This is a genomic window from Rhodococcus sp. KB6, from assembly GCF_001445685.1.
Lineage (GTDB): Bacteria > Actinomycetota > Actinomycetes > Mycobacteriales > Mycobacteriaceae > Rhodococcus_F > Rhodococcus_F qingshengii.
The window spans coordinates 1-26498 of the sequence record NZ_LNAK01000144.1; the positions used below are offsets into that span (position 1 = coordinate 1).

The window sequence follows — 26498 nt, forward strand, 5'->3', positions numbered from 1 at the left end:
TCGACTGCGTCGCGGCGGAACTCTTCGGAGTAATTTTTCTTTGCCATCGGGTTAGATCTTCTCGCTTTCCCTGGTCTGAGACCAGGATCAAGCGTGTCCAACCCGCGGGGTCAAGGCCCGATTCCCATCGGTTCATGGCCGAGAATGTCGCCGGCATTCATGAACGCACCCAGAGTCTCGTACAGGTGCAGATCGGATCCGCAGATATTCGTCGTGGTGACCTTGATGATTGCGTCGGTGGGTTCGACGATCTTCGGGTCCGGAACCGTATCGACGCTTACTTTCCGTTTGCCTTGCCAAGTCACTGCGCGCACTGGGATCGACCTCTCATCGTGGAAATGCTGTTCGCAGTCACCTGCCCGAAAGCACTGAAATGCAAACAAAATCGGTGAGGGTTGCGAGAAGTCCTGAGCGCGTTAGATTGAGATGGAGCTGGGTCCCGGTCTCTTTGCGCCGGCTCCAGGACCGAGACGACGAGATGATGAGGACGATCGCATGACCGACAAAGACGACAACGACCAGTCGCCCAAGGGCGGGCACCCAGGACCCGTGGACAAGGGCGGCGACGGCGGAATGGCAACGCGAGAACAGGCGCCTGAACTGGTCGAGGAGACCTCCGACGAGAAGTCTGACGACGAGTAGTTTCCTTTTACTCCGCGTTGGGTAACAACGGGGATAGGCCGCATCGGACCGTCCCGGAATCAATGCGGGCGAGGTTCTTCGAGGTTGAGCAGCCAGCCACGGGAACCGCCTTAAGCAGATCCCTCAACCCTGTTGTCATTCAACCCTGTAACAGCACGTGATCGAATCGGGTCCGCAGTAGTGTCGGGACCCGGAAGTCGTCAAGCGTTCGAACTATCAACTGTTCGGCAACATCCCGGAGTTTCACGTTGGTCTCTTGAGAACGCCACACGAGGATGTCGAAGGCGCGATCGGCCGAAATGCCGTAGATCACCATGAGCATGCCTTTGGCTTGCTCGATTACTCCGCGAGAAGCGGTGATTTCGTTGACCAGCACGTCGACAGACGCTTTCACCGTACTGTCGAGGGTTTCGGTGACGTCGATGTAGAAGCCTGAGCTGCCGACCACGGCACCCGACTCGTCCACGACGCTGTCGCCGACGACGATTACCGAGTGAGTGTCCCCTGCAGTGTCGATGATGCGGTGGCGGCTGCTGAACGGTCCGCCTGAAGTGCGGATGGCGTGCAGTGTTTGAGCAACGTGTCTTCGGTCGTCGGGATGCTTGTGCGAGAGCATCAATTCTGTCGTCGGAGCTACTTGGTCGGGTTCGTATCCGTGAATCCGTGCAACTTCGTCCGACCACTCCCACCGATCGCCGTTGCGGTGATAGAGAAAGCCGCCCACCCGGTGTGGAGCCCCCGATCCTGACGTTCGCCCCAACCCGTCCTCGTTCACCACACACGCCCCCTCGTTCTCGACCTCGTCCCAACCGGCGTACTCGCCAGTTAGTTATATCGGACAAATCCGGCGGAGGTGGTGTCGGTCCCATATTTCGGAGCATCGTCTGGATCGCTACCGCATGGGTCGGGGAAACCGGCCCTCAGAGTACTTGGCGACAGTCCCACGTCACTCGCGGTTGAAACAGTGTTGCCGCTGTGTCCATTCGGTGATCGCCGCCGCGATGGCCGCAGGCTGATCCTCGGGGGCGAGATGTCCTGCGGGACCGCACTGTTCCACCTCGAGATTTGCGATATTCGATCGGCTCCACGTGACTTCGTCAGGTCCGATCATGAGAAGTTCTGCGGGGCCGCTGAAGGTGAGAAGAAGTTTGGGTACGTCGGTGCTTTCTGCGAGCCAATCGCTGTACGCCGCCACACGTGAATTCACGTCACCGGGAGTTCCTTCGATGGGGAAGGATCGTGGCCACTCGAGAAGGGGTCGGCGACTCTCTCGTGACGGATAAGGGGAGCGATAGGCCTCGGCATCGGTTTCGGTCATTTCACCGAGAACCGTTCTGTGAAGCGCTATTTCGAGAAAGAAGTTCTCGTCGAGTACCTTCGTCTCTCCTGTGTCGGAGTCCCTCAGAGCTTCCACCCGTGCCCGTGCCTCTCCCGGGAAGTGTTCGTCCCAGGTCATCGGACGAAGGATCGTTTCGAAGAAGGCCACACCTCGGACGCGATCGGGGTGGCGGGCAGCCCAGTCCAGTGCAAGTGCCCCGCCCCAGTCGTGTCCGACGAGTACGACGTCGTCGAGTTCCATCTGGTCGAACCAGGCGTCGAGGTAGCGGGCGGTGTCGAGGAAGCCGTAGTTGATTGGCGGTTTGCCTGACCGCCCCATTCCGATGAGGTCAGGGGCAAGTGCACGGCCCAGATTTCCTATCTGCGGCAGGATGTTTCGCCACAAGTGCGAGGATGTGGGGTTTCCGTGGATGAGTACGAAGGGTGGTCCTTCACCGCGCGAGCGGTAGGCCATGGTCGAGTCGAGCACGGGAATTGTGGGCATTGCGACTCCTCAAATAGTTTCCATATACTCTAATTGAGATAGTAGCCATGTATTCTATTTGTATGCAAGATCGAGAAACATGGACGACAGGGTCGCTGGTGTGGCACCTTGGCTTGCGCTGGCGGGCGGGGGTTGACCGAGCGATCGCGCACCTGGGGTTGACTCACGCCCAGTATTCAGTGCTCGCGTCTCTGCATGGTCTGGTGAGTGCGGGGGAGAGGCCGAGTCAGCGAGAACTCTCAGCGCACACAGGATTGCAGCGAATCTACATATCCAAGCTCGTGCGAGCGTTGGAGAAGAGCGGGTTTGTTGTCAGTGAACGCGATAGTCGCGATGCGCGAGCCGTTCGCCTCGATCTCAGTGACGAGGGCAAACGAGTCATAGAGCTCGCTAAAGACATTGTCCGCCAATTGGATGCAAAGAATACGGAAGTGCTGACGAAAACCGGAGGGCGGGAACTCGCCGAGCTCCACCGCGCCCTTGACGCGTTACTCGACGCCACCGAAGCAGGAGATGGATAATGCGCCGGTCCGCTTCGTGGCGCAACCGAAGGCGATCGTGTGCGGACCCGGTCCACAAGACGTTCGTTGGGGGAGCGACGGAAGCGTCGATCCCCCAACGAGCCCTATTGTCTAGCTGTCGATCGTCACGGTGTCACGTTGATCGGTGTGGCTGATGCGAACTGCAGTGTGCCCGACATTGTTGCCGTCCCAGTGGCTGCGGCGGGGCAGACGGGTCCGGTGCCGGTGCGTGTGTAGTTCACGGTGCCGGTGTTGCTTGCCACGACGCGCTGGTTGGGAATATCGAATGGCAGCGGTCCGACAGTGCTGGCCCCGACGGTGACTGTGCATGTTGATCCGGGCATCGTGACGACTGCGCCTCCTGCAGGAATGACCAGGGATCCCTGAGCCGATCCGGTGTCTGCCGATACGTTCAATAGCCAGGAGCCGGAGGTCGTGACCACAGCGGGTAGGCCGTTAGCCTTGCACCCGGTCAGGCTGGGGGTGCCGATATTGACGTTGACTCCGCCGGTGCCGGTGTTGGAATTACCCGGCGCGGATGGGATGGTCCCGGAGCCCGTCGTACTGGAGCAGGTAAGTGTGATCGTTCCTGTCTTGATACTGAGATTGCTGCTCGAAGCAGTCACGGCTTGACCCGCTGGAGTGACGACGGTCGAAGCCAGAGCGGTGCCGGCTGCGACCGCAATCGCGGCTGCGGCGGCAGCTGTGACGATGGTGGTGCGGCGAACTGCATGGGACATCGATATCTCCTTGTTGTCGGTGATACTTCGTGAGTCGCCGGTGCTTGCTCTACTGCGTCCGCAGGCTGTCGGCGCCGATGTTGAACACATCGCTTGTGGTGGTCAACGAGTTGTGACCACTCGAAGACGGAACGTTGGCGCGAAGATTGACTGCCCAATTCAATGCGCCGAACAGTCCACATCCAGATGCGCCCGGTACCGCGAACGTCTGGTCGGCGTGCGTCACGTTTCTGACGGCGGCGGTATCCGGAAATCCTGGAACTTCCTCCAGGACACCATTTTCGGACACTCCGAGTTTGAACATGATCGGGTTGCTCGCAGAACCCAGATAGCAGTTGCCGCCCAGCAAGGGGTTGGAGATCTTCAATCTTGCCGGAAGTGTGACACCGAGTTGGAATGCGTCGACTGTTGGCAACGCGACCGGTTCGACTGTTGCCTTGATGGTGGTCAAGCCGCCGGGGAACGGTATACCGAGCCCGAAGATTCCTCCTGGTACCTCGATGGGGGTGGAATAGACGCCTTTGGTGCCGTCAGTGGGAGGAATGAAGATCTGGTCGAACCCGAATTCTGCGTCGGGGTTCTCGCGATAGGCGACACCGCCGGCGATATTCAACGAGCCGGAAGGAATCGGTACTTTGAGCCCGTTGATGTTCATTTCGCCGCCTTTGACGACGACATCGACACAGGTGCTTGTCTCCGGATTGGCTATCGGGCACTTTCCCCAGCCCCCGAACGGCGCATTGGGCAGCGGGGCCGCCGTCGCGGTTGACACCGCCCCGAGAGTGAGGACTCCCGCTGCGACGACGGCGAGCGCGGCTCTGAATCGTATTGTGCGCATGGACAAGTGAACTCCGTTTCGAGGTGGCAATCTGTCGTCGATGAAGGTTCTGTGGCAGTGGGTTGGATTGCTAGTTGGCACTACGTTCGGCAACGACGGCAGCGGGTTCGGGTGAGCCGGCCGGCTGGGGCCTGAGGCTGTCGGCACCGATGTTGTAGACGTCACTCGTCGTGGCGAGGGAGTTGGACGTGGTGGACGAGGGAAGCCCGGCGCGCCAGTTGACGATTGGATTCAGAACGCCGAACGGGCCACACCCGGAAGCTGTCGGGACCGCGAAGGGCTGTCCGGTGTGCCCGGTGTTTCGAACGACGGCAGTGTCCGGGAAACCTGGAACCTCTTCGAGGACACCGTATTCGGTCACATCCAAGTTGAGTTGGACGGGGTTGTTGTCCGAGCCCAGGTAGCATTTGCCGCCGAGGAGAGGGTTCGCGATCTTCAGTTTGACGGGTAGCTTCACACCAAGCTGAAATGCGTCCACGGTGGGGAGTGCAGACGTCGACTCTACGGTGGCCGAAGCCTTGTTCAGTCCGAAGAGATTGTTGAATGGCAGGTCGATTCCGAGTGCGCCCCCGGGGATGTCGATGGGTTTGGCGTAGATCCCCCGACTGTTGTCGTTGGGTGGGATGAATACTTGGTCGAATCCGAATTCAGCCTCTGGATTCTCCCTGTATGCAACTCCGCCTGCGATGCGCATCGCCCCGGCGGGAATGTTTACGGAAAGCTTGCCGATCTTCATGTTTCCGCCGGTGACCGTGACGTCCATACAGGTGCTGGTCTCGGGATTGTCGATCGGACATGAATCCCAACCGCCGAAGGGGATCTCCGCTGCCGGGGCGGCTCCTGCAAGGCTTGCTGACAAGCTTCCCACCGCAGCGGCGGTGGTGAACACAGTTGCGGTGGCGAGTGCGCCGAAAAGCCCACGCGACGTCGAACGTCGGGACATGTATTTCTCCTTTGGGTACAACCGACCAGTCGGGATTGTGATGATGAGTGACGGTAGTCACGTGTGACTTGGATGTACAGACAATTTGAGACAATTCCGACAAAAGTATTACTGCGATCGCCTCCGCTACTACTTGTGGCTGTGAGGATTGAAATTTGTTGCAGTGCTCTGTGTCTCGTCATTCACCCGCGAATCGCTGTGAGGTGCTTCGACCCGAAAAGGCGTTCGTCGACGGGAATATCGGACTCCTGTCGAAATCGAGGGGGCAATGTTTTGTCGGAGTCGCCAATGAGGGAAGTCAGGGCGAGTAACTTTGTCGAACAGCGGCTGATCGGTACTCCGGGCAGCTGCCCGAGAGAACGGATCGCCATGACGCTGATGCTGCCGCTCGACTCGATGTTCCTACTGATGGAGTCACGGGAGCATCCCATGCACGTCGGTGGCCTGTCGCTTTTCGTTCCGCCGGAAGGGGACGACGGCGAATTTGCCAGGTCGCTCTACCGTTCGCTCACCGACGTCGACTCGATTCGGCCACTCTTTCGCCGCAAGCCGGTGCAGTTCTTGTCGAACTTCGCGCCGGTGCGTTGGACGGAGGACGCAGACGTCGATCTCGAGTATCACGTCCGGTTGCTCGCGCTGCCCAAGCCGGGTCGAGTCCGTGAGTTGCTCGAGCTGACCTCCATGCTCCACGGCACGCTGCTCGATCGGCATCGGCCGCTGTGGGAGGCGTACGTGATCGAAGGTCTCGCCGACGGCCGAGTTGCCGTGTACATGAAGACGCACCACGCGCTCATGGATGGTGTGTCTGCTGTTCAGGCGTGGTACCGCAGCCTCTCGTCGGATCCGCACGATCGACATTCGATGCCTCCATGGGCGCAACGACCTTCTTCGGGGCGGGTTCGTGCCGGTCGCGGGCTGGACCTGCAGAGGCGGGTGGGCTCCGTGATCGAGACCGTGCAAGATGTGGTCGGGGTCGGCCCTGCGATAGTGAACGCCGCTGCCTCGGCAGTGAAGGACCACGTCGCACCGTTGCCGTTTGCTGCCCCGAAATCGATCTTCAACGTCCCGATCACCGGAGCGAGGCGTGTCGCCGCGCAGTCGTGGCCGATCGAGCGCCTGCGCAAGGTCAGCTGCGTTGCAGACGTGACGCTCAACGATGCGGTGTTGGCAATGTGCGCGGGTGCGCTACGGCGATACCTGATCGAACTGGACGAGTTGCCGGACAAACCGTTGATCGCGATGGTGCCGGTATCCCTTCGCAAAGGCGAAGAGGGTGAGGCTTCCGGCAATGCCGTAGGTGCGGTGTTGTGTGATCTGGCAACCGAATTGGCAGATCCGGCGGCCCGACTTCAGAGAGTTCACGACTCGATGAGTAGCGCCAAGTCCCTGATGTCGGGCCTGACGCCCCTGCAGATCACGGCGCTCAGTGCATTGAACGTCGCGGGTCTCGGGCTGCCGCTGATCCCTGGTTCATCCCGACTGATCACTGGGCGTCCAGTCTTCAATCTAGTGATTTCCAACGTCCCCGGCCCGACAACGACGCGCTATTGGAATGGCGCGAAACTCGAGAGCTGTTACCCGGCATCGATTCCGTTGGACGGGCAGGCGATGAACATCACCGTCATCGGCTACGCGGACACCATGCAGTTCGGGCTCGTCGGCTGCCGCCGCAATGTTCCGCACTTGCAGCGGCTCCTCGGCCATCTCGAGGAATCCTTGAGTGAGCTCGAAGCCGCCGCAGGTTGAATGCGTGAGGAAACCTCAGCTGACGGGGACCGCTCCGCGAGCGTTCGATACCAAGTGAGTGCCGATCTGAAGGAACGCGGGTACGAAGTTCGGGGTGTCGATTGCAGGCGAAAGGATGTGGGCTCCGAAATGCGCGACCACAAACTCCAGGTCGCGTGAGATCAAGAGCCTCTGGCCATGGATTCCGCTTGCCATGAACGATCCGAACGGATCATTGAGGATCCACCAGTAGTCGTGGTAGCTCATCGTCGCGGGGGCATCGACAGGGGCACGGGGGCTTCTGACCTCCGACGGATAGCCTGCGGGCACTCCCGCGGTCATCGATCGCGCGATGTGCGGTGGGATCACCTGACGATCCTCGACGGCACCGTCACAACGAATCATCTCACCCACTCTGGCCACGTCTCGAAGGGTCGCACTGAATCCGCCCGCCGCCATTTCCGTTCCAGCGGAGTCGACTATGTAGAACGCATCTTCTTCGGCTCCGATTCTTGACCAGACCAGCTCACTGAGTAGTTCGGCGAGTGAAGTTCCGGTCACGCGGCGCAGTATTTCTCCGACAGTCTCGACATTGCCGTTCTCGTAGCGGAATTCGATGCCGGTCGGGCCCGCAGTACGTGCCGTGGCGAGGTGCTCGAGAATGGTCTCCGGGCCGCGGTAATTCATGGGGCGCAGCTTCGGGGCGACTACGGCCCAGAAACGGCTGGCTTCGATGGTGCGATGGAACGGCCGACCGCCGTACGTTACATCAGTGCCCATGTGAAGAAGGTCCTGAATCCGATTGTCTCCGAACGCAGTTCCTGCCAACTCGGGAATGAATTTCGACGCCCGATCGTCGCGGTCGAACAATCCTTGTGCTTCGACCAGTGCAGCCATCAAACCGACGTAGGATTTCGCCATCGATGCATTGAGGTGCGGTTCGTGCGGTTTGCAACCGTGCAAGTAACTCTCGTACACGATGCGTCCCCGATGTAGCACTGCGATACCGTCACTGTGCGCACCCGCGAGGAACTCGGACACCGTCTGCTTCGGCTGATCCGGAAGGTTCAACGTGACACCGGACAGATCCGTGTAGTCGGTCGGGAGGGTCCATTTGGGTCCGTCGCCGCGCCACACACGGCGAGTCGCAACCATCTCTCGTATGGTTGTGGCTTGTTGGCGCACGTCGGCCGGGTCGGTGAATCCGCGCGCCCAGGGGATGTCATCCGTTGCGATGTTTTGTGCCATCTGAGGTCTACTTCCGTCTTGATTGCCGAGTTGGAGTGTTGATTGCCGCGTTCGTAGTTGATGAACTGAATTGCCTAGTGCCGAAGCGCATTCTGTTCATGTAGGGGGTTGGCGGATGGCCCGGAGAGTAGGGCCGCACTGTCGCGGGCGTAGGGGCGATACAGTGCGCCTGAAGCGACCCCGTTGACGGTGGTCAGCACTACGGTGACGATGAAGAGCGCGCCTTGCAATCCGATTCTGTCGCCGAGAGTTCCGACCAAGACAGCGTATCCGGCGTAGGCCAGCGCTTCGACTGTCGAGACGGAGACGGCAAAGGCCAGGGCTCGCAGTTCCGGACGAACTACGGCCATGATAATCGGCCGATTGACCACTGGGACCTGACCTTGAAGGACGCCGACGATCCCGAACAAGACCGCGTAGGCGCCGATGCTGTTCCAGGAAATCTGCGTAGCGATCAGTGCTGCGGCCGCGAATCCGAGTTGGCTGGCCTGAAGCATGATGATGCGGCCGTTTCGGGGTCGTTTGACGTGTACGGCGTCGTTGACTCGTCCGCCGACGAACGTGCCGAGCAGGTACCCGATTGCGAAGGGCGGTGCGATGATCGAAGCAGTTGCGGTCGTGAATCCGTGCTCCTCGACGAGAAATACGATGCTGAAGCTCATGATGACGTTCTGGCCCGAGAATGCGCGTTGTACGAGTAGGTATCGGAATGTCTTGATAGCGAGTAGCTCTCGTATCCCTTCGCGCCAGAATCTTGCTTTGGAGCCGAGATCGTCGGTGGTCGTCTGTGCGGGCGCATCGCCGGATTCAGGATCGTCGAGGAAAAGCATGACAAGCACACCGATGGCGATGCAGATTGCACCGGTGATGATGTATCCGTAGCGCCATCCATCTTCGAAGCGAGACAAAAGCCCGAATATCGGGGCGGTCGCGCCGGTGATGACGGCGACGCCGCCGTATACCAATCCCGTTGCGCGGCCCCTCCGGGCGTCCTCGTACAGATCTCCGAGGATGGACAATGCAATCGAGCCGGCGCCGGCGAAACCTGCGGCGCCGATCGCATAGAGGACGAGAAACTGAGTGAAACTGCCGGAAAATCCGGCCAGGATTACCCAGACACCCCAGAACCCTGAACAGATGGCAAGTACCGACTTACGAGAATATCGTCGGGCAAGGAACGCCCAGGGGATTGCCGTGAAGACCCCGACGGCCTTGGCCACTGCAACGATCGTGCCGAGCGCCGCCGATGACAATCCCATGGCCTCGCGCATGAGAGGGAAGAGCACGGACGTCACGCTGCTTTCGGCGTTGTCCATTGCCGTGGAGCCGGTCAGGAGTGCGAGGTTCTTACCTCGCCGACTGCGTGGAAACTGAGTAGGTGCCGCAAGTTCTGTGGTCATTGTTCCCTCTCGAAAAATGCCGATGATTGCTTGGGCGCGGTGGGCAGCGCTCGGCGGTCGACTGTGCACTGAGTCACAGTGAGCATTAATGGAGACAATATACATAAATAGACATACTGTCTATCTCTTTGTTCAAAGTTGGATGACAGTGTAGGTGCCGAGTCCCGCAACCGTGACGCCTACGGCCAAAGTCGCCATGACAATGAACGGTATTTCTCGAGAATCCTTGTCGTCCAGACTAAGTCGACGATGACGGATTGTCGTGCCCACGATGACTCCGGCAGTCGTAATGATGAGCGTGGCGAACACTGCGATTCGTAGAACGGACGGATGCAAAGCGATTTCGCGACCGATGATCACTGACACAGTCACAGAGGAGAGGGCAGTTCGTCGCCAGGCGAGCACGGTTCGCTCGGGTTGCAGTCCGGGCGGCTCGTTTTTCGTCACAACACGGTCATCCCTACGCCGAGACCCGCAACGACACACACCCCGCCGACGAGAAGCGCGATCATCGGTGACGTGGGTAAGGGAAGATCACGCCTCATCGCGGTTTGGACGGCCTTCCAGTGTCTGAGCGCGCCGAGCGCTACAGCCGACGCCACGACGGTGCACACGACTCCGAGCATTTTGTACATATTGTTGTCGTTTTCGGATACGTAGAACTGACCGACTGCGACGCCGCCTGCCAACAACCCCAACGCAGTTCGTATCCAAGCCAGAAATGTTCGTTCGTTCGCAAGACTGAATCTGTAGTCCGGTTCGTGATCGATCACGGTGATTGCCTCCGAAATGTCGAGTGCCCGCCAGGCCGTCACGTCGAGCGTATGACGACCTGGCGGGCGCGAAATTGGATACGACTGTCCTTGAATGATCTTCAGGTGGTGAGTAATTGACGCGCGATTCCGTTCTTCTGAATCTCGGAGGAGCCGGTGAGGATTCGGAACATCCTCAACCGCTGGAACAGTGATTCGACCTCCGAACCACGGATGACCCCGGCTTTTCCGTGAATCTGAACTGCGTGGTCGGCGATGGTGAAGGCCTTCTCGGCAACGAACAGCTTGCACATGAATGCTTCGGTACGCGGACTCCCACCGGCATCGAGTGTGGCGAGTGCGTCGTAGGTCATCGAGCGCGCAGCGTAGTAGTCGGTCGCCATGTCGGCGAGTTTGTGTTGGATGGACTGCAACATCGCAAGAGGAGCGCCCTGCACCTGGCGAGTCTTGCTGTACTCCAACGACAATTCCAGTGCTCGGCGGGCTCCGCCGAGGACGGTGGGGCAGTGCAACAACCGGTTGACTGTGACTCGACCGAGTCCGATTCTCAAGCCTTCGCCCACATTTCCGAGAAGCTGTTCCGGCCCCACGTAGCAGCCGTCGAGGATGATGTCCGCTTCGATGTGCTGACCGGACATCGGGACGTCACCGTCCGCCACTGTGCAGCCAGGAGAATCCAAGTCGACCAGGAAGGCCGAGTACGAATCCGGTCCGTCGCCGTCGGATGCCATCTTTGCGATCAGTACCGAAAAGTCGGCGAAGGGGCCCGCGGACGAGAACACCTTGTGGCCGTTCAGGCGCCATCCGGCACCGTCCGGGGTAGCTGTGGTGAGCATGCCGCGAACATCGGAACCTGCGTCGTTCTCGGTGAGAGAAAAGCAGCACGCCTTCTCTCCTCGCAGCACCGGAATCAAGTACTTTTCCAACTGGTGCTCGGTGGCGTATTGAAAGATCGATCCCGCGCGGAGTGGGCCACCCATGTCTCCGAGCACGGACGTCGCGAGGACCCGCGGCGATGCACCGACCTCTTCTTTGAGTGCGGCGAGTTCGGTAAAGGTGAGGTTCTGGCCGCCGAGTTCAGTGGGGAGGTGTATTCCGTAGAAGCCGAGTTCGCGGCTGCGTCTCCACACTGGCTCGAGCGTCTCACGGATGTAGTGGGATTCTTGAGTGAGACCCAATTCGGCTTCGTACTCGGCTAGTTCGCCGTCGAGATAGTCGCGTAGACGCTCGACGAGCGATTGAAGTCTTGGATTGTCTTCGTAGGTAGGGGTGAGAGCGAATGACATGTCTATTTCCTGTCAGTTGACGTGACGGTCAGCGGTGGTCCAGTAGGTCGCGCGAATCGCGCGGCGATCGATCTTGCCGTTTCGGTTGACAGGCAACGAATCTGCGAAGTCGACCGAACGTGGCTTCTTCATGCTTGCCAGACGCGTCGAGCAGTGCGCGATCAATTCCATTGCGGTGGTGTCAGTTCCATCTCTGGTCACGACAACAGCCTTGACTGCTTCGCCCCACTTCGGATCGGGAACTCCCACTACGCAGACTTCGGAAACGGCAGGATGTTCGTACAAAGCGGCCTCCACCTCGCTGCAGTAGATGTTGAATCCGCCCGAGATGATCATGTCCTTCTTGCGGTCGACGATGAACAGGTAGCCGTCTTCGCGGAAATAGCCGACATCACCCGTGTGGACCCAGCCATTCCTGAACGTCTCAGCCGACAGCTCGGGTTCGTGGAAGTATTCGCGGACACAGTCCGGACCACTGGCTACGATCTCGCCGATCGCGCCGGCCGGGACCTGTACGCCGTTGTCGTCGACCACGCGAACATCGGTGTCGTAGACGGGGCGTCCACACGAGAGAAGCAGTTCGGGGTCGGATTCGATGCCACGCACGATGTCGTCGGCAGTCAAAACTGTGACGACACTGGTTGTTTCGCCGAGTCCGTAGCCCTGGATGACGATGGGGCCGAACAGTGCCACCGCGTCACGCAGGCGTTGTGGAGAAACCGGCGCAGCACCCACCCCGATGCAGCGCAGCGAACTCAAATCGGTATCAGTCACCGCCGGATGGTCCATCAGGAGGTTGAGCATCGTCGGGACCACCATGGTGGTGGTGATCCGCTCACGTTCGATGGTCTGCAGGAACGTCCTCGTGTCCCATGCCGGCAGGATCACCACTGCGGCGCCCCTGGCGAACATTCCGAGCATCACCATGCCGGAAGCGTGTGTGATCGGGCCGGGGGCGAGGTAGCGATCACCAACAGTCGGCGCGCCTTCGGGGCTCATCAGTCGCTTGCGCATGTTCGCCAAGCGGTTGCCGTGACTCTGGACCGCAGCCTTGAGCTTGCCGGTGGACCCGGATGTGTAGTTGAGGACAGCCGGGGCGTCAATGTCGACGTCCACCTCGACGTTGTCTTCGCTGCCCCTTGTCGTCAGTTCGTGATAACTGTCCGCGCCGGGAGTCGAAGTGCTGTAGTCGATCACCCTGCAGTTCAGCCCTGCGTCGGCGACGACCTTCAGCGCCATCACGGCATGGGCGGGGTCGACGAAGAGGACACGCACATCGGCGTCGGCGAGGATATGCCCGAGTTCGTCGGCGCCCAGTCGTGCGTTGATCGGCACCCTGACGAATCCTCCCTTGTACAAGGCCATTTCGGTCACTACGAGTTCCCCGCAGTTTCCGGCAAAGGTTCCGATCATGTGTCCGGGCCGTGTCCCGGTCACTGCGAGAGCGGACGCGAGACGGTTTGCGGCCGTATCGAGCTCGCTGTAGGTCCACCGGCCTTCGCCGCAGACAAGGGCTTCGAGATCGGGGTAGTAGCTGGCGCTTCGGGCGAGATAAGTACCGAGGTTCATGGACAGCTCCAGAGAAAATCGACATCACGAATGTTAATGGACAGTCTGTCTATATTCGATCGTCCTGTCAATGTTGAACTATGCTTCGTACAACAGTGCGAAGGAAGGGAACCCAATGCCTCCAGAAGACAGACGTGTCCGGCGTACCCGACGATTGCTGCGGGATGCCTTGGTCTCGCTCGTTCTGGAACGGGGATATGCCGGGATCACCGTCGAAGACATCACGGACCGTGCAGATTTGGGTCGGGCGACGTTCTACAGTCACTACACCGACAAAGACGATTTGCTCGGTCAAGTCGTGTCCGATCTGGCCGATGACCTGCAAGAGCGGCTCGGTCCACTCATTCCCGCCTCTTCGATCGGATTCACCGGCAAGCCTGTGCTCGAGATGTTCAGGCATGCCGCTGAGGAACGTGACGTCTACCGTGTGATCCTGCGTGGTGAGGGGGATGGCAAGGCGCTGCGAAAGTTCGTCGAAGACCGCAGCGTCGCCGCTGTGCGGATATTTTCCGCACGGGCAGAAGCGCTCGGGGTTACTCCGCGAATCGACATCGAAGTACTCTCGCGGGCATGGGTGGGTGAACAGATCGCGGTCATGCAGTGGTGGCTCGAGTCCGACCCGCCACCGCTGACGCCGGAAGAAGTCACCGAGATGCTGCTCGAACTTTCGTTGCGGGGACGTTACTGGTCTTCGGGTTTCGACGGCGAATTGAAATCCGAATAGCCGCTGTCACGTCTCGCCGTTGCCGCGGCGGCTTCGTCGAGAACCGACTCGGTGTGCTCGCCCACGTACGGAGTCGGAAGTCGAAAACTGTTCAGTCCCAAGCTGAATTGCGCCGGGAATCTCATCTGGGGCCAGCTTTCTCCGTTTTCGGTCGCGACCTCGCTGAACAGGTTTCGAGCGACGACATGGGGATCGCTCATCAGTTGTCCGGCGTCGGTGAACACCGGCGCCCACGGGGCATTGATCGCAGTCAACGATTTTTCCCACCACCCGTATGTGTGCGTACCGAAGGTGGTGACCAGGAGTTCCCGCAACTCTGCCTTGTGCTGTGTTCGGGTCCATCGATCGTCGTAGCGCAGTGTGTTCAGTGCCGGAAACTCAGCGCTGAATGCTGTTCGGAACTCGATCCAGAACTTGTCTTCGAAAGTGGCAAGTGAAAGCAAGCAACCGTCGGACGTCTCGAAAATGTCGTTGTCTCCCTGGACGGTCGGTGAATCGGTAGGGTTCTCGATATCGCGGATCATGAGCGCGAAAGGCGCGCACCAGGCGGTTGCAGCCTCGGCGAGGGAAATGTCTATGTGTTGTCCGCGTCCGTGCTTGTCCACGCTGGCGAGAGCAACCGAGATGGACAGTGCTGCGTACATCGAACCCACCAGATCACCGGCCCGGATGCCAGGGCGGGTGACGACTCCGTCGGTGCACCCGGGAACTGCGAAAAAGCCGGAAAGGCCGAGGAAGTTCAATTCGTGCCCCGGCTTGTCGGCATAGGGTCCGGACTGCCCGTAACCGGTGATCGAACATAATACGATGCGTGGGTTGGCTTTTCGAAGTACGTCGTAGCCGAGTCCCATGCCTGCCAGTACCTGTGGCCGGAACCCCTCGACCACTGCATCTGCAGTCTCGACCAGTCGAAGGAACGTCTCGCGATCGGATTCGAGACGGAGATCGAGCGCGATCGATCGCTTGTTCCTGTTCAACGAAGCCATCCGTTCACCAGCTGCCCGCGTGGGATCAGGTCGCTTCGGGTTCTCGACCTTGACCACGTCGGCGCCCAGATCTGCGAGCAGCGTCGTCGCAAACGGGCCGGGCAGAAGGCGAGAGAGGTCGAGAACGCGCTTGCCGTGTAAGAAACTCCATTCCGACGTGTTGTCGCTGTCCATGTTCACACTCCGAAGACTGTCGAGGCAGTAGCCGATAACGCCAAACCCTCATCGGCACGGCATTGTTCGTAACTGCTGGATCCCAGGATGATCAACCTGATCGATAATTGGCAGACTATCGATTAATGAACAGGATGTCTACGAATTGATTGCGGCGAGGTTTTGTTCTGCTTTGTCGACGCGACGCTCAGCAACACGGAGTTCCTTCTCGGATTCTCGAACCGCAGCGTCACTGGTCTTCTCGGCGTTCCGTGCGAACTGCCGTTGCTGCTCAGCGTGCTCGAGTTCGGTGCGCAGTTCTTCAACGCGCCGTGCGACGTCGGAGAGCGTCGTTCTGGCTTCCTGGAGTTCGGCGGTCTCGGACTTCACCCGGCGGCGGATCTCGTCGGCCTGCGCCGTGGCTTCCTTCAATTCTGCTTTTGCTCTGGCTTGTTCGGCCTTCAGTTCCGGAGTTTTCGACTTCGGAGTCGTCGGCTCTTCAATCGCGGCGTGCTGCGGTGATTTCTCATTCACCACGGCGAGCCCGGCGGGTCCGAAACCGCTGTAACTCGCCGCGGTCACGACCCGTCCGAGTCGAACCTGCGCGGCAGTCTCCTCATCGGCCAGAGCGGCATTGAGGGTCTGCGCGACATCACGTAAAGCATCCTCGCCGACGCTTTTTCCCCGTGAAGCCGCGATCTCACCGGATTTGTGGGCGAGACTCCGCACCACCTGCTGCCTCTGTGTCGTCAGCCGTCGCAAGTCCGGGCCCGAGAGATGGCGTTGAGCGTCGCGTAGCGATTCGCCAAGCGCGAGAAGTGCATCCAGATCCTCTGGTGCATCGCGCGAGATGAGATTGACCAACCACCCCACGGTGGTCGGCTTCCGAAGTTTGCCGATTTCCGCGGCCAATGTGCGGTCGTTGTCCTCCCGGGCGGCCTTCACATGATGTGTACGCGCCTCGACGAACTCGCCGGGGTCGAGCCCGTACAGTTCGTTGGCGACATCATCGAGGGTCACGTATCCATATTGGCACTCGGAACGGTTACATGTGGCAAGGCGGAAGGTATCGCACGGTAGGTACTCCGCCGGGACCGTCCAGGCGAACCTCGGCGTCGACCTGGTAGACCTCGGCTATCAGGTCAGCGGTGAGGACCTCGGTCGGGCTTCCGTGGGCAACGATGGATCCCCGGTTCAGCATCACTATCGAATCGCAGAACATGGCGGCCAGATTCAGATCGTGCAATGCCATGATCGTGGTGGTGGGGAGGCGTCGCACGAGCGCGAGCAATTCGAGTTGATGGTTGATGTCCAGGTGATTGGTCGGCTCGTCGAGTAGCAACTCGTGAGGTTCCTGAGCGAGGGCGCGCGCGATCTGGACGCGTTGGCGCTCCCCGCCGGACAGGGTGTGCCACGACCGGTCCAGCATGCCGGCGAGGTCGGTGTGTTCGATCGCTGCCCGAACGGCGTCGCGATCGGAATCCGACTGCCCACCCCACAGTCCGCGGTGCGGTGTGCGTCCGAGTTCGACTACCTCCGCGACCGTCAGATCGATCTCGGTGTTGCTGTGCTGATCAACGGTCGCGATCCGACGCGCGACGTCGCGGCGTTTCCAGTCGGACAACGGGGTTCGGTCCAGGGTCACGACACCGGACGTCGGACGATTGTGCCCGGCAAGCAGTTTCAGCAGCGTCGATTTCCCCGAACCGTTGGGGCCGAGAAGCCCCACCGTACTTCCGGTTGTAGGCGAGACGTCGAGGTCGTCGACTATGAGCGCCCCGCCGACCCGCCAACTGACGCCGGCAGCTTCGAGTGTCATGGCCTGGCCTTCCGTCTCCAGAGGATGACGGCAAACGCAGGCACACCGACCAGCGCGGTCACCACACCGGCCGGGAGTTCCTGCGGCGCAATGGCTGTGCGTGCTACTGCGTCGACCCAGACAAGGAAGATGGAGCCGATCAGTGCGGACGCAGGCAGGAGTCGGCGGTGGTTCGAACCGACGAGAGCCCGCGCCGCGTGCGGGAGGACCAGGCCCACGAAGCCGATGGCGCCTGCGACGCTCACGATCACCGCGGTCATCAAGGCTGTTGCCAACAACAGGGTCACACGCACCCGCCACACGTTCACCCCCAGCGACGACGCCGCGTCCTCGCCGAAGGCAAAGGCGTCGAGTGCGCGGGAGTGAGTCAGACAGACCACGAGGCCGACTGCGACCACCGCAGCGCAGAGTGCGACGTCGAGCCAGTCGGCGCCGCCGAGTGAGCCCAGGAGCCAGAACATCACGCCGCGGGTCTGCTCGGGATCGGCCGAGGTGATGACGATGAACGAGGTGAGCGCGGAGAACAGTTGGGTCGCGGCGACACCGGCCAGGATCACCCGATCCGGCGTGCCGCCGGCCGCATGGGCGAGCAGCAACACAAGGGCGAAGGAGATCACCGCGCCGATGAAGGCGCCGCTCGACAGGCCGATCACTCCCGACCCGACTCCGAGGATCACGATCAGTACGGCACCGGTCGAGGCGCCGGACGAGATACCGAGGACAAACGGATCGGCCAGCGGATTGCGAAGCAGCGACTGCATGATCGCACCGCACAACCCGAGACCGGCACCGCAGAGCGCGGCGAGCAGGGTACGCGGCAGACGGAGGTCCCAGACGATGCCGTCACGGATAGGGGTGACGTCCGCCGCGGTACCGCCGAGATGGCCGACGACGATCGAAGCCACCTCACCGACCGACAGACCGGCCGGCCCCAACGTGATTGCCACGGCAGCCGATCCGGCCAGCGTGACAACACCGATCATCCACAGCAGGGTGACGGTCGTCGGGTTGTCACGCAGCCGAACTCTTGTCGTCATCTCACGCCGTAGACCACGTAGTCGTCGAACAGCTGCCAGACCGTCCCTGACTCCCGAAAACCTGCTTGCGCGAGCGCCGCCAACTGGAAGTCGACGGCCGTGGGCGCAGTGGCGTCACGTCCGGCGAATCTGCGCTCTCGCTCGTCGGTCATTGGTCCGATGCCGGGAGTTGCCCGCAACTCCTCCCACCAGCTCTCCCACTCGGGAGCACCGGCAGCAAAGGCGGAGCGTTGCGTCTGCTCGTCGTGAGCCTTCGCCCATCGCCCGATGACAGGGAAGCGGCTGTCGAAACGAAAGTGATCACCGTTGAGCAGGACTCCGTCCGGACTCAGCAGTTCGCGGCACTGCCGGTACACCTCGACGAGCTGCTGCGGTTGCAACCAGTGCAGCGCGGTTGTCGACACTATCGCCTGAACCGGCGCAGCCACCGAATTCGGCCAATCGGCTCCCGCCAGATCTGCGTCGATCAGCTGCAGTCGGTCACCGAAACGCGTCGACGACTGGTGGGCGAGCTCCAGCAGCATCGGGTCGTAGTCGATCCCCACAACGCTCGCATGCTCGAACTTCTCGAGAATTCGGGCGCTCAGTGAACCCGGCCCGCAGGCCAGGTCGACAACCGTGAACGGGGTGTGCGCGTGCTGCAATTCGAGAACGTCGAGAATCACGTCGAAGCGCTTCTCACGGTCGGCGATGTATGCCGCCTGCTGGTCGTCCCACCGACGCACCAGTTCACAGATCTCCGCGGACATCTAGACCACACCCAACTGGCGCAGCCCGTCGGAGAGCTGTTCGATGCCACCGACATTGCGGATCGAGGGATCCATCGTCGTTCCTTCGAGGATGATGTAACGCTTGTTCTTCACTGCGGTGAGCTTGCTGGCGACCGGGTCCGATTCGAGGAACGCGATCTTGTCTGCGGCACTGTCGCCGTCTCCACCGCGGTCGAGATCTGCGAGCACCAGCACGGTCGGGTCTCGATCGAGCACACTCTCCCAACCGATTTCGGGCCAATACTGCTTGTTGTCGTCGAAGGCGTTCTTCGCACCCACCGCGTCGGTCATGATTCCCGGTGCACCGCAGCACCCGGCGAAGTACGGAGTCTTCGTGGCTGCGTACCACCACGCCAGCGTCACGTTCTCAGCTCCCAGTGCCGCCGTGGCGGTGGCCGCGCGATCCTTCAAACTCTCGGTGAGCTCGACACCTTTGTCCTTGGCATCGAACAGTGTTGCCACGTCGTCGATTTCGTCGTACAAGTCGTCGAGCGTGAGGGCCTTGCTCTGCTCGGCATCCTGACCGGTGCACTCGCTGGGTGACTGATATGTCGCGACACCGAGGTCGGTGAACTTGATCCGGTCGGCGATGCCCTCCGAGGTGAACGTGTAGTTGAACGTCGTGTAGACCATGTCCGGTTCGCGTTCGAGGACACTTTCGAATGACGGGAACTCGGTGTCGAACGCCTGGACCTGACCACGCGCCTCGCGCAGTTCTGGGAGGACATCGTCATCGCTCATGGCGTACCCGGCCATCCGGTCCTGCACTCCCAGCGCGAACAGCATCTCTGCTGCAGGTTGATTTACCGCGATTGCCCGTTCGATCGGTCGCTCCACCGTGACGTCTCGGCCACAGTTCTGGACTGTCACGCGCGATTGTTCGGAAGAGTTGGATTGTCGGGCAGCACTGTCGTCGGAGGAGCAGGCAACCAACGACGCGCTCAACAGGGCAGCGACGGCGGCGGCGGGTAGGCGAAGTCTGGACAGACGCATGGAATCTCGTTCTCGCAGGGGCTCGTTCGCGGAGCCCGTTACCGTGTGAACAGGCGCCTGTTGACCCCTGCTGCCAGCCGGTATTCGGACTCGAGATCGCCCCACCCGAGCGCCTTCCCAGATTCTCATCCAGTGGCGTAAGCCCGGGCGGTCACCCTCACCGCTGCGCGTCAGTTCCGGATTCACACCGGATTCCCTGACCCCCTGTGTGGAGGTCCGCTGGCACAGAGGAACTTATCACCGCAGTGCACCGCCGGTCAGGTCGGCTGGTGTGAGGCAATCAGATCTCGATGGCCAGGTCGTCGATGTCGGTGAGGGTTCCGCCGTCGGCGAGGATGCGCTCGTAGTTCTCGCGTCGACGGAGGTCGATTTCGGTGTTGCTGACGCCCTCCTTCCAATATCCGAATATCGCGACGTCGTTTTTGTCGAGTCCGACGGTCGATCGAAAGTGCTTCCGGATTGCGCGCATCTCGTTGCGTTCACCGGCGCCCCACACGACGTAGCTCGCGGGATTGGCGAGCTCGCGTGCTCGTACCGCCAGTGGGCCGTCGGGCTCGGCCGGATCTGCGCTCACGCGGTGAAGCTCCAGGCCGGGGAGGGCGGGCAGTTCGGCGAAGGCGACCTCGTCATCTGTTGTGACCCAGCCGATTCCGACGACGTCGGTAGGTAACTGCTCGATGATCGAGTGCAATGCGGGTATTGCGGTGCCGTCCAGAAAAAGTGCGATACGTCGACCAGGAACATCAGGGATCAAGAAGTGTGGCCGCGGACCGGTGAGGCCGAAGGTGTCACCGACGGCCAACGCTGCTGCCCACCTCATCATCGGACTGGTCTGTCCGTGCAGGACCACATCGACGACGATCGATCCGCTCGCTGAATCGTAGGAACGCACCGTGTACACGCGCGAAGCGTCGTCGAAGGCCGGCCCGAGATTCATGCGTACGGTCACATTCGGGCGTGACCAGGTCGGATCGTCGGTCGACTCCGTCAAACGAGCCGTTATCCGCAGCAGGTGATCGCTCGGTCGCTCCATCGCTTCGACGATCGCGAGAACGTCGTTGAGTCCGCGATTGTGGTCAGCGGTCCGTAGGACAGTCGTCGGGGGAGTTGTTGTGCGCGAGGCGTCTGCATGTGTCATCGACTGTGCTCCTGGATCGGGTTTTCGGGATGCCGCCAGGTTAGCGCTGCCTAAGTCGAGCGAGTTGTCCAGAAGTGACATCTGATTACCTGAATGACAGAAGTGACATCTGATTACCTGAATGATTCGGGTCTCGAAACGACGCGGTTGAGCGAGTGGTGCCGGCGCTGCTACCGTGCCTGTGATGTCCATACGCCGCTGTTCTCTCGCTTCCGGCCGTGCACTGCGCGCGGCCCGATTCGGCGTAGCGACTTTCCGACGTGGGCGTAAGGCGATCGACCGCCGCCCGTCCGGTCTTGTCTGGATCGAAAGAGCCTTGGCCGCACCGGCCGGATCCGTCTGACATTCGCCACTTCGGCGAGCATTGCCTCGCCGGGATTTTGCAGTGCCACACCTGTTGCAGTGCTGCGCATTTCCCGTACCTGAGATTTCTCGCGGGTGAGTTGTGAGTGTCGGCGCCACCGAGCCTGGAATGCCAGCCAACTCGTTTTCGTGAAAGGTACACAGCAATGAATCGTTTCGAAGGTCGTCGTATTCTCGTCACCGGCGCAGGATCTGGAATCGGGCAGGCCACCGCGCTGCGGTTGCTCGCCGAAGGTGGCCGCGTGGTCGCTGCCGACATCTCCGAGCAGGGTTTGGCGAACACCCGGAAATCGGCAGAACATGCTTCGACGGAGGATCGCCTCGACACCTTCGTCGTCGATATCGGTGACGAGGGTTCCGTCATCAGGGTTGTGGGTCAGGCGATTTCGTCTCTCGGGGGATTGGACGTACTGGTCAACGCCGCCGGGATACTGCGTGGTGGGCACACCCACGAGACCTCGCTGGACCTGTGGAATCAGGTGCTCTCCGTGAATTTGACGGGCACTTTCCTCGTTACCCGCCAGGCACTGCCGGCTCTCCTTGCCACCGGCAACGCAGTCGTGGTGAATTTCAGTTCCACCTCCGCGGCCTTCGCGCACCCGTACATGGCCGCGTATGCCGCAAGTAAGGGAGGAATCCAGTCCTTCACTCACGCACTGGCTCTCGAATACGGCAAGCAGGGTCTGCGTGCCGTCGCGGTGGCTCCGGGCAGTGTGAAGAGCGGGATCACCGACACTACGGCGTCGTACTTGCCGGAAGACACCGACTGGTCGCTCTTCGGCAAGTTGTCACCGATTCTGAGCACTGATCTGGAGTCCGGTGGTGCCCCCATGGCCGGGCCGGAAAGTGTTGCGGGAGTTATCGCGATGTTGGCATCCGACGATGGTGCCTTCATCACTGGCACGGAGATCCGGATCGACGGCGGCACGCACGCCTGATTCTGCGTCCGTCTGACGGCCCGCACAGGCAGGCCGTCAGACGCGAGCCGTCATTCTCGCGAGCGAGTGATGGCGGGGACGACGTAGGACTGATCGAGCACGGCGGGCGAAGGTTCGTACATTCTCAGTACCGGTCGGAAATCCCCGCGCGGTGCGGGCAGCCAGTTTGCCTTCGCCGTGGGGTCTTTCGGCTCCTCGTGGCTGATCGTGATCGTCAACGCACCGTCGGCGTCGTGGACGATTCCTGGAGTGCGGTCGCCGATCGAGTATCGGTCGACGGGGTTCGCCACGAGGAAGAAGTCCGGCACCGAGTACATCGTCAGCGACCAGAAGGCGCTCACCGGCGGAGTGGGGTCGAGTCTTATTGTGTAGGTGTGGGTTCCGTTCAACTGCTCGCCCTGATCGTCGACGTAGGTCATGATGTACGCCGCTTCGTAAGGGTGGTTGCCCCACAGCCCGCCCTTGGCGGCCGCGGCGCGTTCGACGATGCGCAACTTGGGATCGGCGATCTTGAATTGTGAATCGTCGATTGTGCCGACCTCGAAGTAGTCGAGGTTGTAGTCGAAGGCGTGGAATGTGAGCTTCCATCCGTTGACTTCGGGGCTGGAGCCTTTCGTGAGGGCCTCGAGCAGGTTCTTCTCACCGATCGTCAATCCGTCAGCCAACGCGGCTGCCTCGTCGGCAGAGAGTGAAGCGGCAGAGTGTGAGCTATAGGGAGAGGCCCCGGGCTCGTCGATTCCGATCGGGGAGAAGGAATCCTGGAGTTCTCGATCGCGTGGGGCCGGCGGAAACGCCTGTGACCAGATGCGGAGTTTCTCGAGGAACAGGAGGTCCTGGCTTACCCCGGGTTCGGGCACTGGGAGACCCGCCGAGTTTCCGGTGGAGTCGACGACGGTCAGCGTGGTGGCGTCCTGCAAGGCGTGCACCGCAGGGAGGTCGTCGTCGCCACCGCATGCCCAGCGGCCCACGATCGACGCAATGTTCGTGGGAAATCTGATCACCGTGGTCTGGTCCGCCGGGGTTCCCGTCCAGGTGGGTGGGACGAGAAGGAAGTCTCCGCTCTTCGTGCCGGTGGCCCGATGCCCGACGTAAGCGAAATTGTTTGTCCAGGCGTCCACGAACTGGAGGACGTAGTAACGGCCATCGGTATCGGGGACGTGCAGCGCAACGGGGCCGACAGAGAGGTCGATCTGCGCCATGGAGTACACGGTGTCGTTGTTGATAGTGACGAAAGTGTCTGCCGGCCCGGCCAGTGTGCGGGCGTGGCTGAAGGTGTTGAAAGGTGCGGCGGGGTTCGCTCCGACACCGTTGTGAACATACCGATGGACCTGGTCGAGATTGAAAACGAGGGGAAATCCGTAGATATACGCCTGAGCTGCAAGCTCGGTGCGACTGGTGTCTGTCATCTCTGCCCTCTCGTCGTGCACGTCGGTTCGAAGTCCACCCTGCGGGAACCCTGCCGTCGGGGCATCACCCGCCGAGGGTGACGACGGTAGAGGGAGAAGACATGTCGGATCAGGAGAGTGCGGCATTGGTCGCTGTCGCAGACGAGTGGAACGTCGCGATGTGCTCGAACGACGCCGAACGGATCGGCGATTTCATGGCAGACGACTGGGTGATCGTCTCGGAATCCGGAGTGTCGACCAAAGCGGAGTTCCTGGGCTTCGTGGCCTCGGGCGACTTGACTCATTCGGCGATGGACCGCGTCGGGAGCGCTCGCGTGCGTTTCTTCGGTGACGTCGCACTGTTCACTACGCGGATCGTCAATACCGCGCACTACGGCGGCAGACAATACGACGCCGACGAGTGGACCACCGACGTGTTCGCGCGGCGAGACGGTCGTTGGCGCTGCGTGTTGAGCCACATCACGCCGGCGGTCGAGGCGAAGATCGAGGACGTGGAACTGTGAGGTAGAGATAAGAGAAAGGCTGATGTTTTAACGGAGGCGCTATTGGGTAGTAATACGAGTTTCGCATTTATGAATGTATTTATCGGATTTATCGATTGTGAAGTTTCTGTAGTAGCGTCAGTTGAGTAGATCATTTTGATACGCATACCGGATGAGGTTCTCACATGATTGTTCTCGGCATTATTCTGGCGTTGATCGGCTTTTTCACGGGGTTGAGCATTCTGACCACCGTCGGCATCATCTTGGTCGTCGTAGGTGCAGTTTTGTCCATCCTCGGTGCTACCGGGCGCGCAGTGGGCGGACGAAAAGTCTGGTATTGATCAATACTGCGCGAGTAGCTGAGAAGGCGGTACCCGATCTCTTCGGAGATCGGGTACCGCTTTTTGTGCTCCAACTAGTTTTCGGTCTCTCTACCCCAAATTATCGATCTGAGCGGCATCGGGTAAACATGAAGGATGCTTTCTCGAGACCATGACGAAGAGAAATCTGCCGAGCGATTCAGATTCCCTCGCAGATGGAATCAGGTTGACGAATCGCGCCGCGGTTTGGTGTTGGCGTGGGTGGCCTTCACGTTGACGTTCGGCGGAGCACGTCTGGTGACGTGGTTGATCCAGATCGACACCAGAGACGTCGGCGACATCAGCGCCGGTGGCACTCATCTGCATCACTATCTATGGGGAATTCTGCTGTTGGCCGGGGTGGCGATCTTCGGACTCGTAGACCGAAGCCCTCGCGCAAGAACATGGATGGGCATCGCGTTGGGCATCGCACTCGGGCTCATCGTCGACGAGGCTGCGTTACTGATCACTCTCGACGACGTCTACTGGCAGAGCGACGGTTGGCCCAGCATCGCCATCGCTGTGTCGATTATCGGAGTGGTAGGAACCGGTCTCGCGCTGACACGAAGCGGAGCGGAGAAGCCTCGAGGTTGATCCGGCCACGGCACGGGTACTCACTCCCGTGCCGGGAAGTCGCGCGGATCGTGAGGTGGCTTGAATGGATCCCAGTTCCGCGGACACCTCACCGGATTCCGACAGTGAAGTCAAAGCTGCAGATCCGATGGCGGAAGCCGAACGTGAAGCCGCAGCATTGGCGACGCCCGTCCGGCCGCTGGGCGAACCGGGGCCGAGGTTCGATCGTCGTTCACCGTTCTTCATCGGTCTGAGCGCGGCGGCCGGTGTTGCCGTGACGTACGCGGTGATCGAAGTGCTCCTGGCGGCGCGAGGCATGCTGATCCTGATCGTGGTCGCGCTGTTTCTCGCGGTGGGCATCGAACCGATGATCGTCTGGCTGGAGCGGAGACATTTCCGACGCTGGATCGCAGTCACCGTGGTACTCCTCGGAATTGCAGTGATGTTGGCGCTGTTTCTGGTTGCTGCGATCACCCCGCTGGTCGAGCAGGGACGTCAGTTCGCATCACACGCTCCCGAACTTCTGACACACATTCGTGACCGGTATCCGATCGTCAGCGACCTCGACGAGAAGTATCACCTCGAGGAGCACCTCACCACCCAACTGGACGGTTCGGGGTCTGCGCTCGCGACGGGTTTGCTCGGAGCGGGGCGGGCGGTGTTCAGCGCAGTCGCCGACGCTGGAATCGTTGCTGTACTGACGACGTACTTCTTGATCGACTACCCACGAATCCGCACGAATCTGTATCGGCTGGTGCCACATTCGCGGCGGCCACGAGCAATCGCCATCGGTGATCAGATACTGGCAGGTGTGGGTGGGTACGTCCTCGGCAATGTTCTGATCTCCGTGATCACCGCAGTGTGCACCTTCGCGTGGTTGTTGATCTTCGACGTGCCGTATCCGTTGATCCTGGCGCTGCTGGTCGCTCTGCTCGATCTGATCCCGATAGTCGGTTCCACGATCGCAGGGGTTGTCGTCGCCCTGGTCTCCCTGACAGTCTCTGTCCCAACGGCATTGGCGACAGTTGCGTTCTTCATTGCGTTACGTCTGCTCGAGGACTACCTGCTCGTTCCGAAGATCATCGGGAAGACGGTGGCGGTCCCGGCACTGGTGACCGTTGTCGCGGTGCTGTTGGGTGGAGCGTTGCTCGGTATTGTCGGTGCGTTGCTGGCGATTCCGGTCGCTGCGGCCTTGCTGCTGCTTGCAAGGGAGACGCTCTTTCCGCGCCTCGACGCTTCTTGACCGGCTT

29 protein-coding genes, 1 pseudogene and 1 riboswitch are annotated in these 26498 nt (G+C 60.7%); of the genes and pseudogenes, 10 read left to right on the forward strand and 20 right to left on the reverse strand.

Features of this window, described 5'->3' with window-relative positions; genetic code table 11:
- Positions 1 to 119: 119 nt before the first annotated feature.
- Positions 120 to 314: pseudogene (locus ASU23_RS24610) on the reverse strand (alcohol dehydrogenase catalytic domain-containing protein); the annotation flags it as partial.
- 181 nt (positions 315 to 495) lie between these two features.
- Here ASU23_RS24610 and ASU23_RS34345 point away from each other — a divergent pair.
- On the forward strand, positions 496 to 642 hold the full coding sequence (locus tag ASU23_RS34345) for a hypothetical protein (RefSeq protein WP_003945804.1): 147 nt from the start codon (positions 496 to 498) through the stop codon (positions 640 to 642).
- A gap of 139 nt (positions 643 to 781) precedes the next feature.
- On the opposite strand, the gene ASU23_RS24615 is transcribed toward ASU23_RS34345, so the two are convergent.
- Entirely contained in the window at positions 782 to 1420 is a 639-nt protein-coding gene (locus ASU23_RS24615; protein ID WP_037132380.1) for a PAS and ANTAR domain-containing protein, read from the reverse strand.
- A 168-nt stretch (positions 1421 to 1588) separates the two neighbouring features.
- Positions 1589 to 2464, reverse strand: a complete 876-nt coding sequence (locus ASU23_RS24620) for a haloalkane dehalogenase (protein ID WP_058038889.1) — start codon at positions 2462 to 2464, stop codon at positions 1589 to 1591.
- A gap of 62 nt (positions 2465 to 2526) precedes the next feature.
- Between ASU23_RS24620 and ASU23_RS35350 the strand changes: the two genes are divergently transcribed.
- The gene (locus tag ASU23_RS35350) at positions 2527 to 2985 is read left to right on the forward strand and encodes a MarR family transcriptional regulator (RefSeq protein WP_172827091.1); all 459 of its coding nucleotides are present in this window, start codon (positions 2527 to 2529) and stop codon (positions 2983 to 2985) included.
- 125 nt (positions 2986 to 3110) lie between these two features.
- Here the strand turns inward: ASU23_RS35350 and ASU23_RS24630 are convergent, their stop codons facing one another.
- The 3 genes from ASU23_RS24630 to ASU23_RS24640 all read right to left on the reverse strand — a co-directional run bounded on the left by ASU23_RS24630 (position 3111) and on the right by ASU23_RS24640 (position 5506).
- Positions 3111 to 3725 carry a hypothetical protein gene (locus tag ASU23_RS24630; RefSeq protein WP_003945583.1) on the reverse strand — a complete coding sequence of 205 codons (615 nt, stop codon included), beginning with the start codon at positions 3723 to 3725 and terminating at the stop codon, positions 3111 to 3113.
- 49 nt (positions 3726 to 3774) lie between these two features.
- Positions 3775 to 4563 (reverse strand): hypothetical protein, encoded by a 789-nt coding sequence (locus ASU23_RS24635; RefSeq protein WP_003945568.1) that lies wholly within the window; start codon positions 4561 to 4563, stop codon positions 3775 to 3777.
- Between the two features lie 70 nt (positions 4564 to 4633).
- Positions 4634 to 5506, reverse strand: coding sequence for a hypothetical protein (locus ASU23_RS24640; RefSeq protein WP_058038890.1), 873 nt, complete (start codon positions 5504 to 5506; stop codon positions 4634 to 4636).
- 369 nt (positions 5507 to 5875) lie between these two features.
- On the opposite strand from ASU23_RS24640, the gene ASU23_RS24650 reads away from it, so the two are divergent.
- Positions 5876 to 7252 (forward strand): wax ester/triacylglycerol synthase family O-acyltransferase, encoded by a 1377-nt coding sequence (locus ASU23_RS24650; protein ID WP_003945789.1) that lies wholly within the window; start codon positions 5876 to 5878, stop codon positions 7250 to 7252.
- A 15-nt stretch (positions 7253 to 7267) separates the two neighbouring features.
- On the opposite strand, the gene ASU23_RS24655 is transcribed toward ASU23_RS24650, so the two are convergent.
- From ASU23_RS24655 to ASU23_RS24680, 6 genes are all read right to left on the reverse strand, one after another.
- A complete protein-coding gene (locus tag ASU23_RS24655; protein ID WP_042452453.1) occupies positions 7268 to 8479 on the reverse strand; it encodes a serine hydrolase in 1212 nt (403 codons plus the stop codon).
- A 74-nt stretch (positions 8480 to 8553) separates the two neighbouring features.
- On the reverse strand, positions 8554 to 9879 hold the full coding sequence (locus tag ASU23_RS24660) for an MFS transporter (RefSeq protein WP_058038891.1): 1326 nt from the start codon (positions 9877 to 9879) through the stop codon (positions 8554 to 8556).
- Positions 9880 to 10011: 132 nt separating this feature from the next.
- Complete coding sequence (locus tag ASU23_RS24665; protein WP_058038892.1) at positions 10012 to 10326, reverse strand: DUF202 domain-containing protein; 315 nt, start codon at positions 10324 to 10326, stop codon at positions 10012 to 10014.
- On the reverse strand, positions 10323 to 10694 hold the full coding sequence (locus ASU23_RS24670; RefSeq protein ID WP_081557457.1) for a YidH family protein: 372 nt from the start codon (positions 10692 to 10694) through the stop codon (positions 10323 to 10325). Before ASU23_RS24670 ends, ASU23_RS24665 begins: the two co-directional genes overlap by 4 nt.
- Positions 10695 to 10753: 59 nt before the next feature.
- The gene (locus tag ASU23_RS24675; RefSeq protein WP_007734683.1) at positions 10754 to 11938 is read right to left on the reverse strand and encodes an acyl-CoA dehydrogenase family protein; all 1185 of its coding nucleotides are present in this window, start codon (positions 11936 to 11938) and stop codon (positions 10754 to 10756) included.
- A gap of 12 nt (positions 11939 to 11950) precedes the next feature.
- The gene (locus ASU23_RS24680) at positions 11951 to 13507 is read right to left on the reverse strand and encodes a long-chain fatty acid--CoA ligase (RefSeq protein WP_058038893.1); all 1557 of its coding nucleotides are present in this window, start codon (positions 13505 to 13507) and stop codon (positions 11951 to 11953) included.
- Positions 13508 to 13622: 115 nt separating this feature from the next.
- Between ASU23_RS24680 and ASU23_RS24685 the strand changes: the two genes are divergently transcribed.
- Positions 13623 to 14231, forward strand: coding sequence for a TetR/AcrR family transcriptional regulator (locus ASU23_RS24685; protein ID WP_007734687.1), 609 nt, complete (start codon positions 13623 to 13625; stop codon positions 14229 to 14231).
- On the opposite strand, the gene ASU23_RS24690 is transcribed toward ASU23_RS24685, so the two are convergent.
- From ASU23_RS24690 to ASU23_RS24720, 7 genes are all read right to left on the reverse strand, one after another.
- Complete coding sequence (locus ASU23_RS24690; protein WP_058038894.1) at positions 14189 to 15391, reverse strand: CaiB/BaiF CoA-transferase family protein; 1203 nt, start codon at positions 15389 to 15391, stop codon at positions 14189 to 14191. The genes ASU23_RS24685 and ASU23_RS24690 overlap by 43 nt on opposite strands.
- A 138-nt stretch (positions 15392 to 15529) precedes the next feature.
- Entirely contained in the window at positions 15530 to 16390 is an 861-nt protein-coding gene (locus ASU23_RS24695; protein ID WP_058038895.1) for a hypothetical protein, read from the reverse strand.
- 25 nt (positions 16391 to 16415) lie between these two features.
- On the reverse strand, positions 16416 to 17189 hold the full coding sequence (locus ASU23_RS24700; RefSeq protein ID WP_058038896.1) for an ABC transporter ATP-binding protein: 774 nt from the start codon (positions 17187 to 17189) through the stop codon (positions 16416 to 16418).
- Positions 17186 to 18226, reverse strand: a complete 1041-nt coding sequence (locus ASU23_RS24705) for an iron ABC transporter permease (RefSeq protein WP_042452436.1) — start codon at positions 18224 to 18226, stop codon at positions 17186 to 17188. Before ASU23_RS24705 ends, ASU23_RS24700 begins: the two co-directional genes overlap by 4 nt.
- Positions 18223 to 18975 carry a trans-aconitate 2-methyltransferase gene (locus ASU23_RS24710; protein ID WP_058038897.1) on the reverse strand — a complete coding sequence of 251 codons (753 nt, stop codon included), beginning with the start codon at positions 18973 to 18975 and terminating at the stop codon, positions 18223 to 18225. The genes ASU23_RS24705 and ASU23_RS24710 overlap by 4 nt, the downstream gene beginning before the upstream one ends.
- Complete coding sequence (locus ASU23_RS24715; protein WP_042452430.1) at positions 18976 to 19989, reverse strand: ABC transporter substrate-binding protein; 1014 nt, start codon at positions 19987 to 19989, stop codon at positions 18976 to 18978. It abuts the gene before it with no gap.
- A gap of 57 nt (positions 19990 to 20046) precedes the next feature.
- A riboswitch (cobalamin riboswitch) is annotated at positions 20047 to 20228 on the reverse strand.
- Positions 20229 to 20269: 41 nt separating this feature from the next.
- A complete protein-coding gene (locus ASU23_RS24720) occupies positions 20270 to 21127 on the reverse strand; it encodes a siderophore-interacting protein (protein WP_003945614.1) in 858 nt (285 codons plus the stop codon).
- 184 nt (positions 21128 to 21311) lie between these two features.
- On the opposite strand from ASU23_RS24720, the gene ASU23_RS34045 reads away from it, so the two are divergent.
- Positions 21312 to 21470, forward strand: coding sequence for a hypothetical protein (locus ASU23_RS34045; RefSeq protein ID WP_156423192.1), 159 nt, complete (start codon positions 21312 to 21314; stop codon positions 21468 to 21470).
- A gap of 166 nt (positions 21471 to 21636) precedes the next feature.
- Positions 21637 to 22428, forward strand: a complete 792-nt coding sequence (locus tag ASU23_RS24725) for an SDR family NAD(P)-dependent oxidoreductase (protein ID WP_058038898.1) — start codon at positions 21637 to 21639, stop codon at positions 22426 to 22428.
- A 50-nt stretch (positions 22429 to 22478) separates the two neighbouring features.
- Here the strand turns inward: ASU23_RS24725 and ASU23_RS24730 are convergent, their stop codons facing one another.
- Positions 22479 to 23834, reverse strand: coding sequence for a DUF1254 domain-containing protein (locus tag ASU23_RS24730; RefSeq protein ID WP_058038899.1), 1356 nt, complete (start codon positions 23832 to 23834; stop codon positions 22479 to 22481).
- Positions 23835 to 23935: 101 nt separating this feature from the next.
- Here ASU23_RS24730 and ASU23_RS24735 point away from each other — a divergent pair, with 101 nt between their 5' ends.
- The 4 genes from ASU23_RS24735 to ASU23_RS24745 all read left to right on the forward strand — a co-directional run bounded on the left by ASU23_RS24735 (position 23936) and on the right by ASU23_RS24745 (position 26491).
- Positions 23936 to 24337 (forward strand): nuclear transport factor 2 family protein, encoded by a 402-nt coding sequence (locus ASU23_RS24735; protein WP_042920157.1) that lies wholly within the window; start codon positions 23936 to 23938, stop codon positions 24335 to 24337.
- A gap of 164 nt (positions 24338 to 24501) precedes the next feature.
- A complete protein-coding gene (locus ASU23_RS34350; RefSeq protein WP_003945564.1) occupies positions 24502 to 24657 on the forward strand; it encodes a DUF6131 family protein in 156 nt (51 codons plus the stop codon).
- 135 nt (positions 24658 to 24792) lie between these two features.
- Positions 24793 to 25269: a hypothetical protein gene (locus ASU23_RS24740; protein ID WP_003945539.1), complete on the forward strand. Its 477-nt coding sequence runs from the start codon at positions 24793 to 24795 to the stop codon at positions 25267 to 25269.
- 64 nt (positions 25270 to 25333) lie between these two features.
- Positions 25334 to 26491: an AI-2E family transporter gene (locus ASU23_RS24745; protein WP_042453495.1), complete on the forward strand. Its 1158-nt coding sequence runs from the start codon at positions 25334 to 25336 to the stop codon at positions 26489 to 26491.
- Positions 26492 to 26498 lie beyond the last annotated feature (7 nt).

Coding starts and splice junctions, on each gene's coding strand:
- ASU23_RS24745 (WP_042453495.1), top strand. CDS start 25,334: ATGGATCCCAGTTCCGCGGACACCTCACCGGATTCCGACAGTGAAGTC.
- ASU23_RS24700 (WP_058038896.1), bottom strand. CDS start 17,189: ATGACACTCGAAGCTGCCGGCGTCAGTTGGCGGGTCGGCGGGGCGCTC.
- ASU23_RS24720 (WP_003945614.1), bottom strand. CDS start 21,127: ATGACACATGCAGACGCCTCGCGCACAACAACTCCCCCGACGACTGTC.
- ASU23_RS24730 (WP_058038899.1), bottom strand. CDS start 23,834: ATGACAGACACCAGTCGCACCGAGCTTGCAGCTCAGGCGTATATCTAC.
- ASU23_RS24715 (WP_042452430.1), bottom strand. CDS start 19,989: ATGCGTCTGTCCAGACTTCGCCTACCCGCCGCCGCCGTCGCTGCCCTG.
- ASU23_RS24675 (WP_007734683.1), bottom strand. CDS start 11,938: ATGTCATTCGCTCTCACCCCTACCTACGAAGACAATCCAAGACTTCAA.
- ASU23_RS24725 (WP_058038898.1), top strand. CDS start 21,637: ATGAATCGTTTCGAAGGTCGTCGTATTCTCGTCACCGGCGCAGGATCT.
- ASU23_RS24710 (WP_058038897.1), bottom strand. CDS start 18,975: ATGTCCGCGGAGATCTGTGAACTGGTGCGTCGGTGGGACGACCAGCAG.
- ASU23_RS34345 (WP_003945804.1), top strand. CDS start 496: ATGACCGACAAAGACGACAACGACCAGTCGCCCAAGGGCGGGCACCCA.
- ASU23_RS34350 (WP_003945564.1), top strand. CDS start 24,502: ATGATTGTTCTCGGCATTATTCTGGCGTTGATCGGCTTTTTCACGGGG.
- ASU23_RS24655 (WP_042452453.1), bottom strand. CDS start 8,479: ATGGCACAAAACATCGCAACGGATGACATCCCCTGGGCGCGCGGATTC.
- ASU23_RS24660 (WP_058038891.1), bottom strand. CDS start 9,879: ATGACCACAGAACTTGCGGCACCTACTCAGTTTCCACGCAGTCGGCGA.
- ASU23_RS24620 (WP_058038889.1), bottom strand. CDS start 2,464: ATGCCCACAATTCCCGTGCTCGACTCGACCATGGCCTACCGCTCGCGC.
- ASU23_RS24630 (WP_003945583.1), bottom strand. CDS start 3,725: ATGTCCCATGCAGTTCGCCGCACCACCATCGTCACAGCTGCCGCCGCA.
- ASU23_RS24635 (WP_003945568.1), bottom strand. CDS start 4,563: ATGCGCACAATACGATTCAGAGCCGCGCTCGCCGTCGTCGCAGCGGGA.
- ASU23_RS24640 (WP_058038890.1), bottom strand. CDS start 5,506: ATGTCCCGACGTTCGACGTCGCGTGGGCTTTTCGGCGCACTCGCCACC.
- ASU23_RS24680 (WP_058038893.1), bottom strand. CDS start 13,507: ATGAACCTCGGTACTTATCTCGCCCGAAGCGCCAGCTACTACCCCGAT.
- ASU23_RS24650 (WP_003945789.1), top strand. CDS start 5,876: ATGACGCTGATGCTGCCGCTCGACTCGATGTTCCTACTGATGGAGTCA.
- ASU23_RS35350 (WP_172827091.1), top strand. CDS start 2,527: ATGCAAGATCGAGAAACATGGACGACAGGGTCGCTGGTGTGGCACCTT.
- ASU23_RS34045 (WP_156423192.1), top strand. CDS start 21,312: ATGTCCATACGCCGCTGTTCTCTCGCTTCCGGCCGTGCACTGCGCGCG.
- ASU23_RS24705 (WP_042452436.1), bottom strand. CDS start 18,226: ATGACGACAAGAGTTCGGCTGCGTGACAACCCGACGACCGTCACCCTG.
- ASU23_RS24740 (WP_003945539.1), top strand. CDS start 24,793: ATGCTTTCTCGAGACCATGACGAAGAGAAATCTGCCGAGCGATTCAGA.
- ASU23_RS24685 (WP_007734687.1), top strand. CDS start 13,623: ATGCCTCCAGAAGACAGACGTGTCCGGCGTACCCGACGATTGCTGCGG.
- ASU23_RS24690 (WP_058038894.1), bottom strand. CDS start 15,391: ATGGACAGCGACAACACGTCGGAATGGAGTTTCTTACACGGCAAGCGC.
- ASU23_RS24735 (WP_042920157.1), top strand. CDS start 23,936: ATGTCGGATCAGGAGAGTGCGGCATTGGTCGCTGTCGCAGACGAGTGG.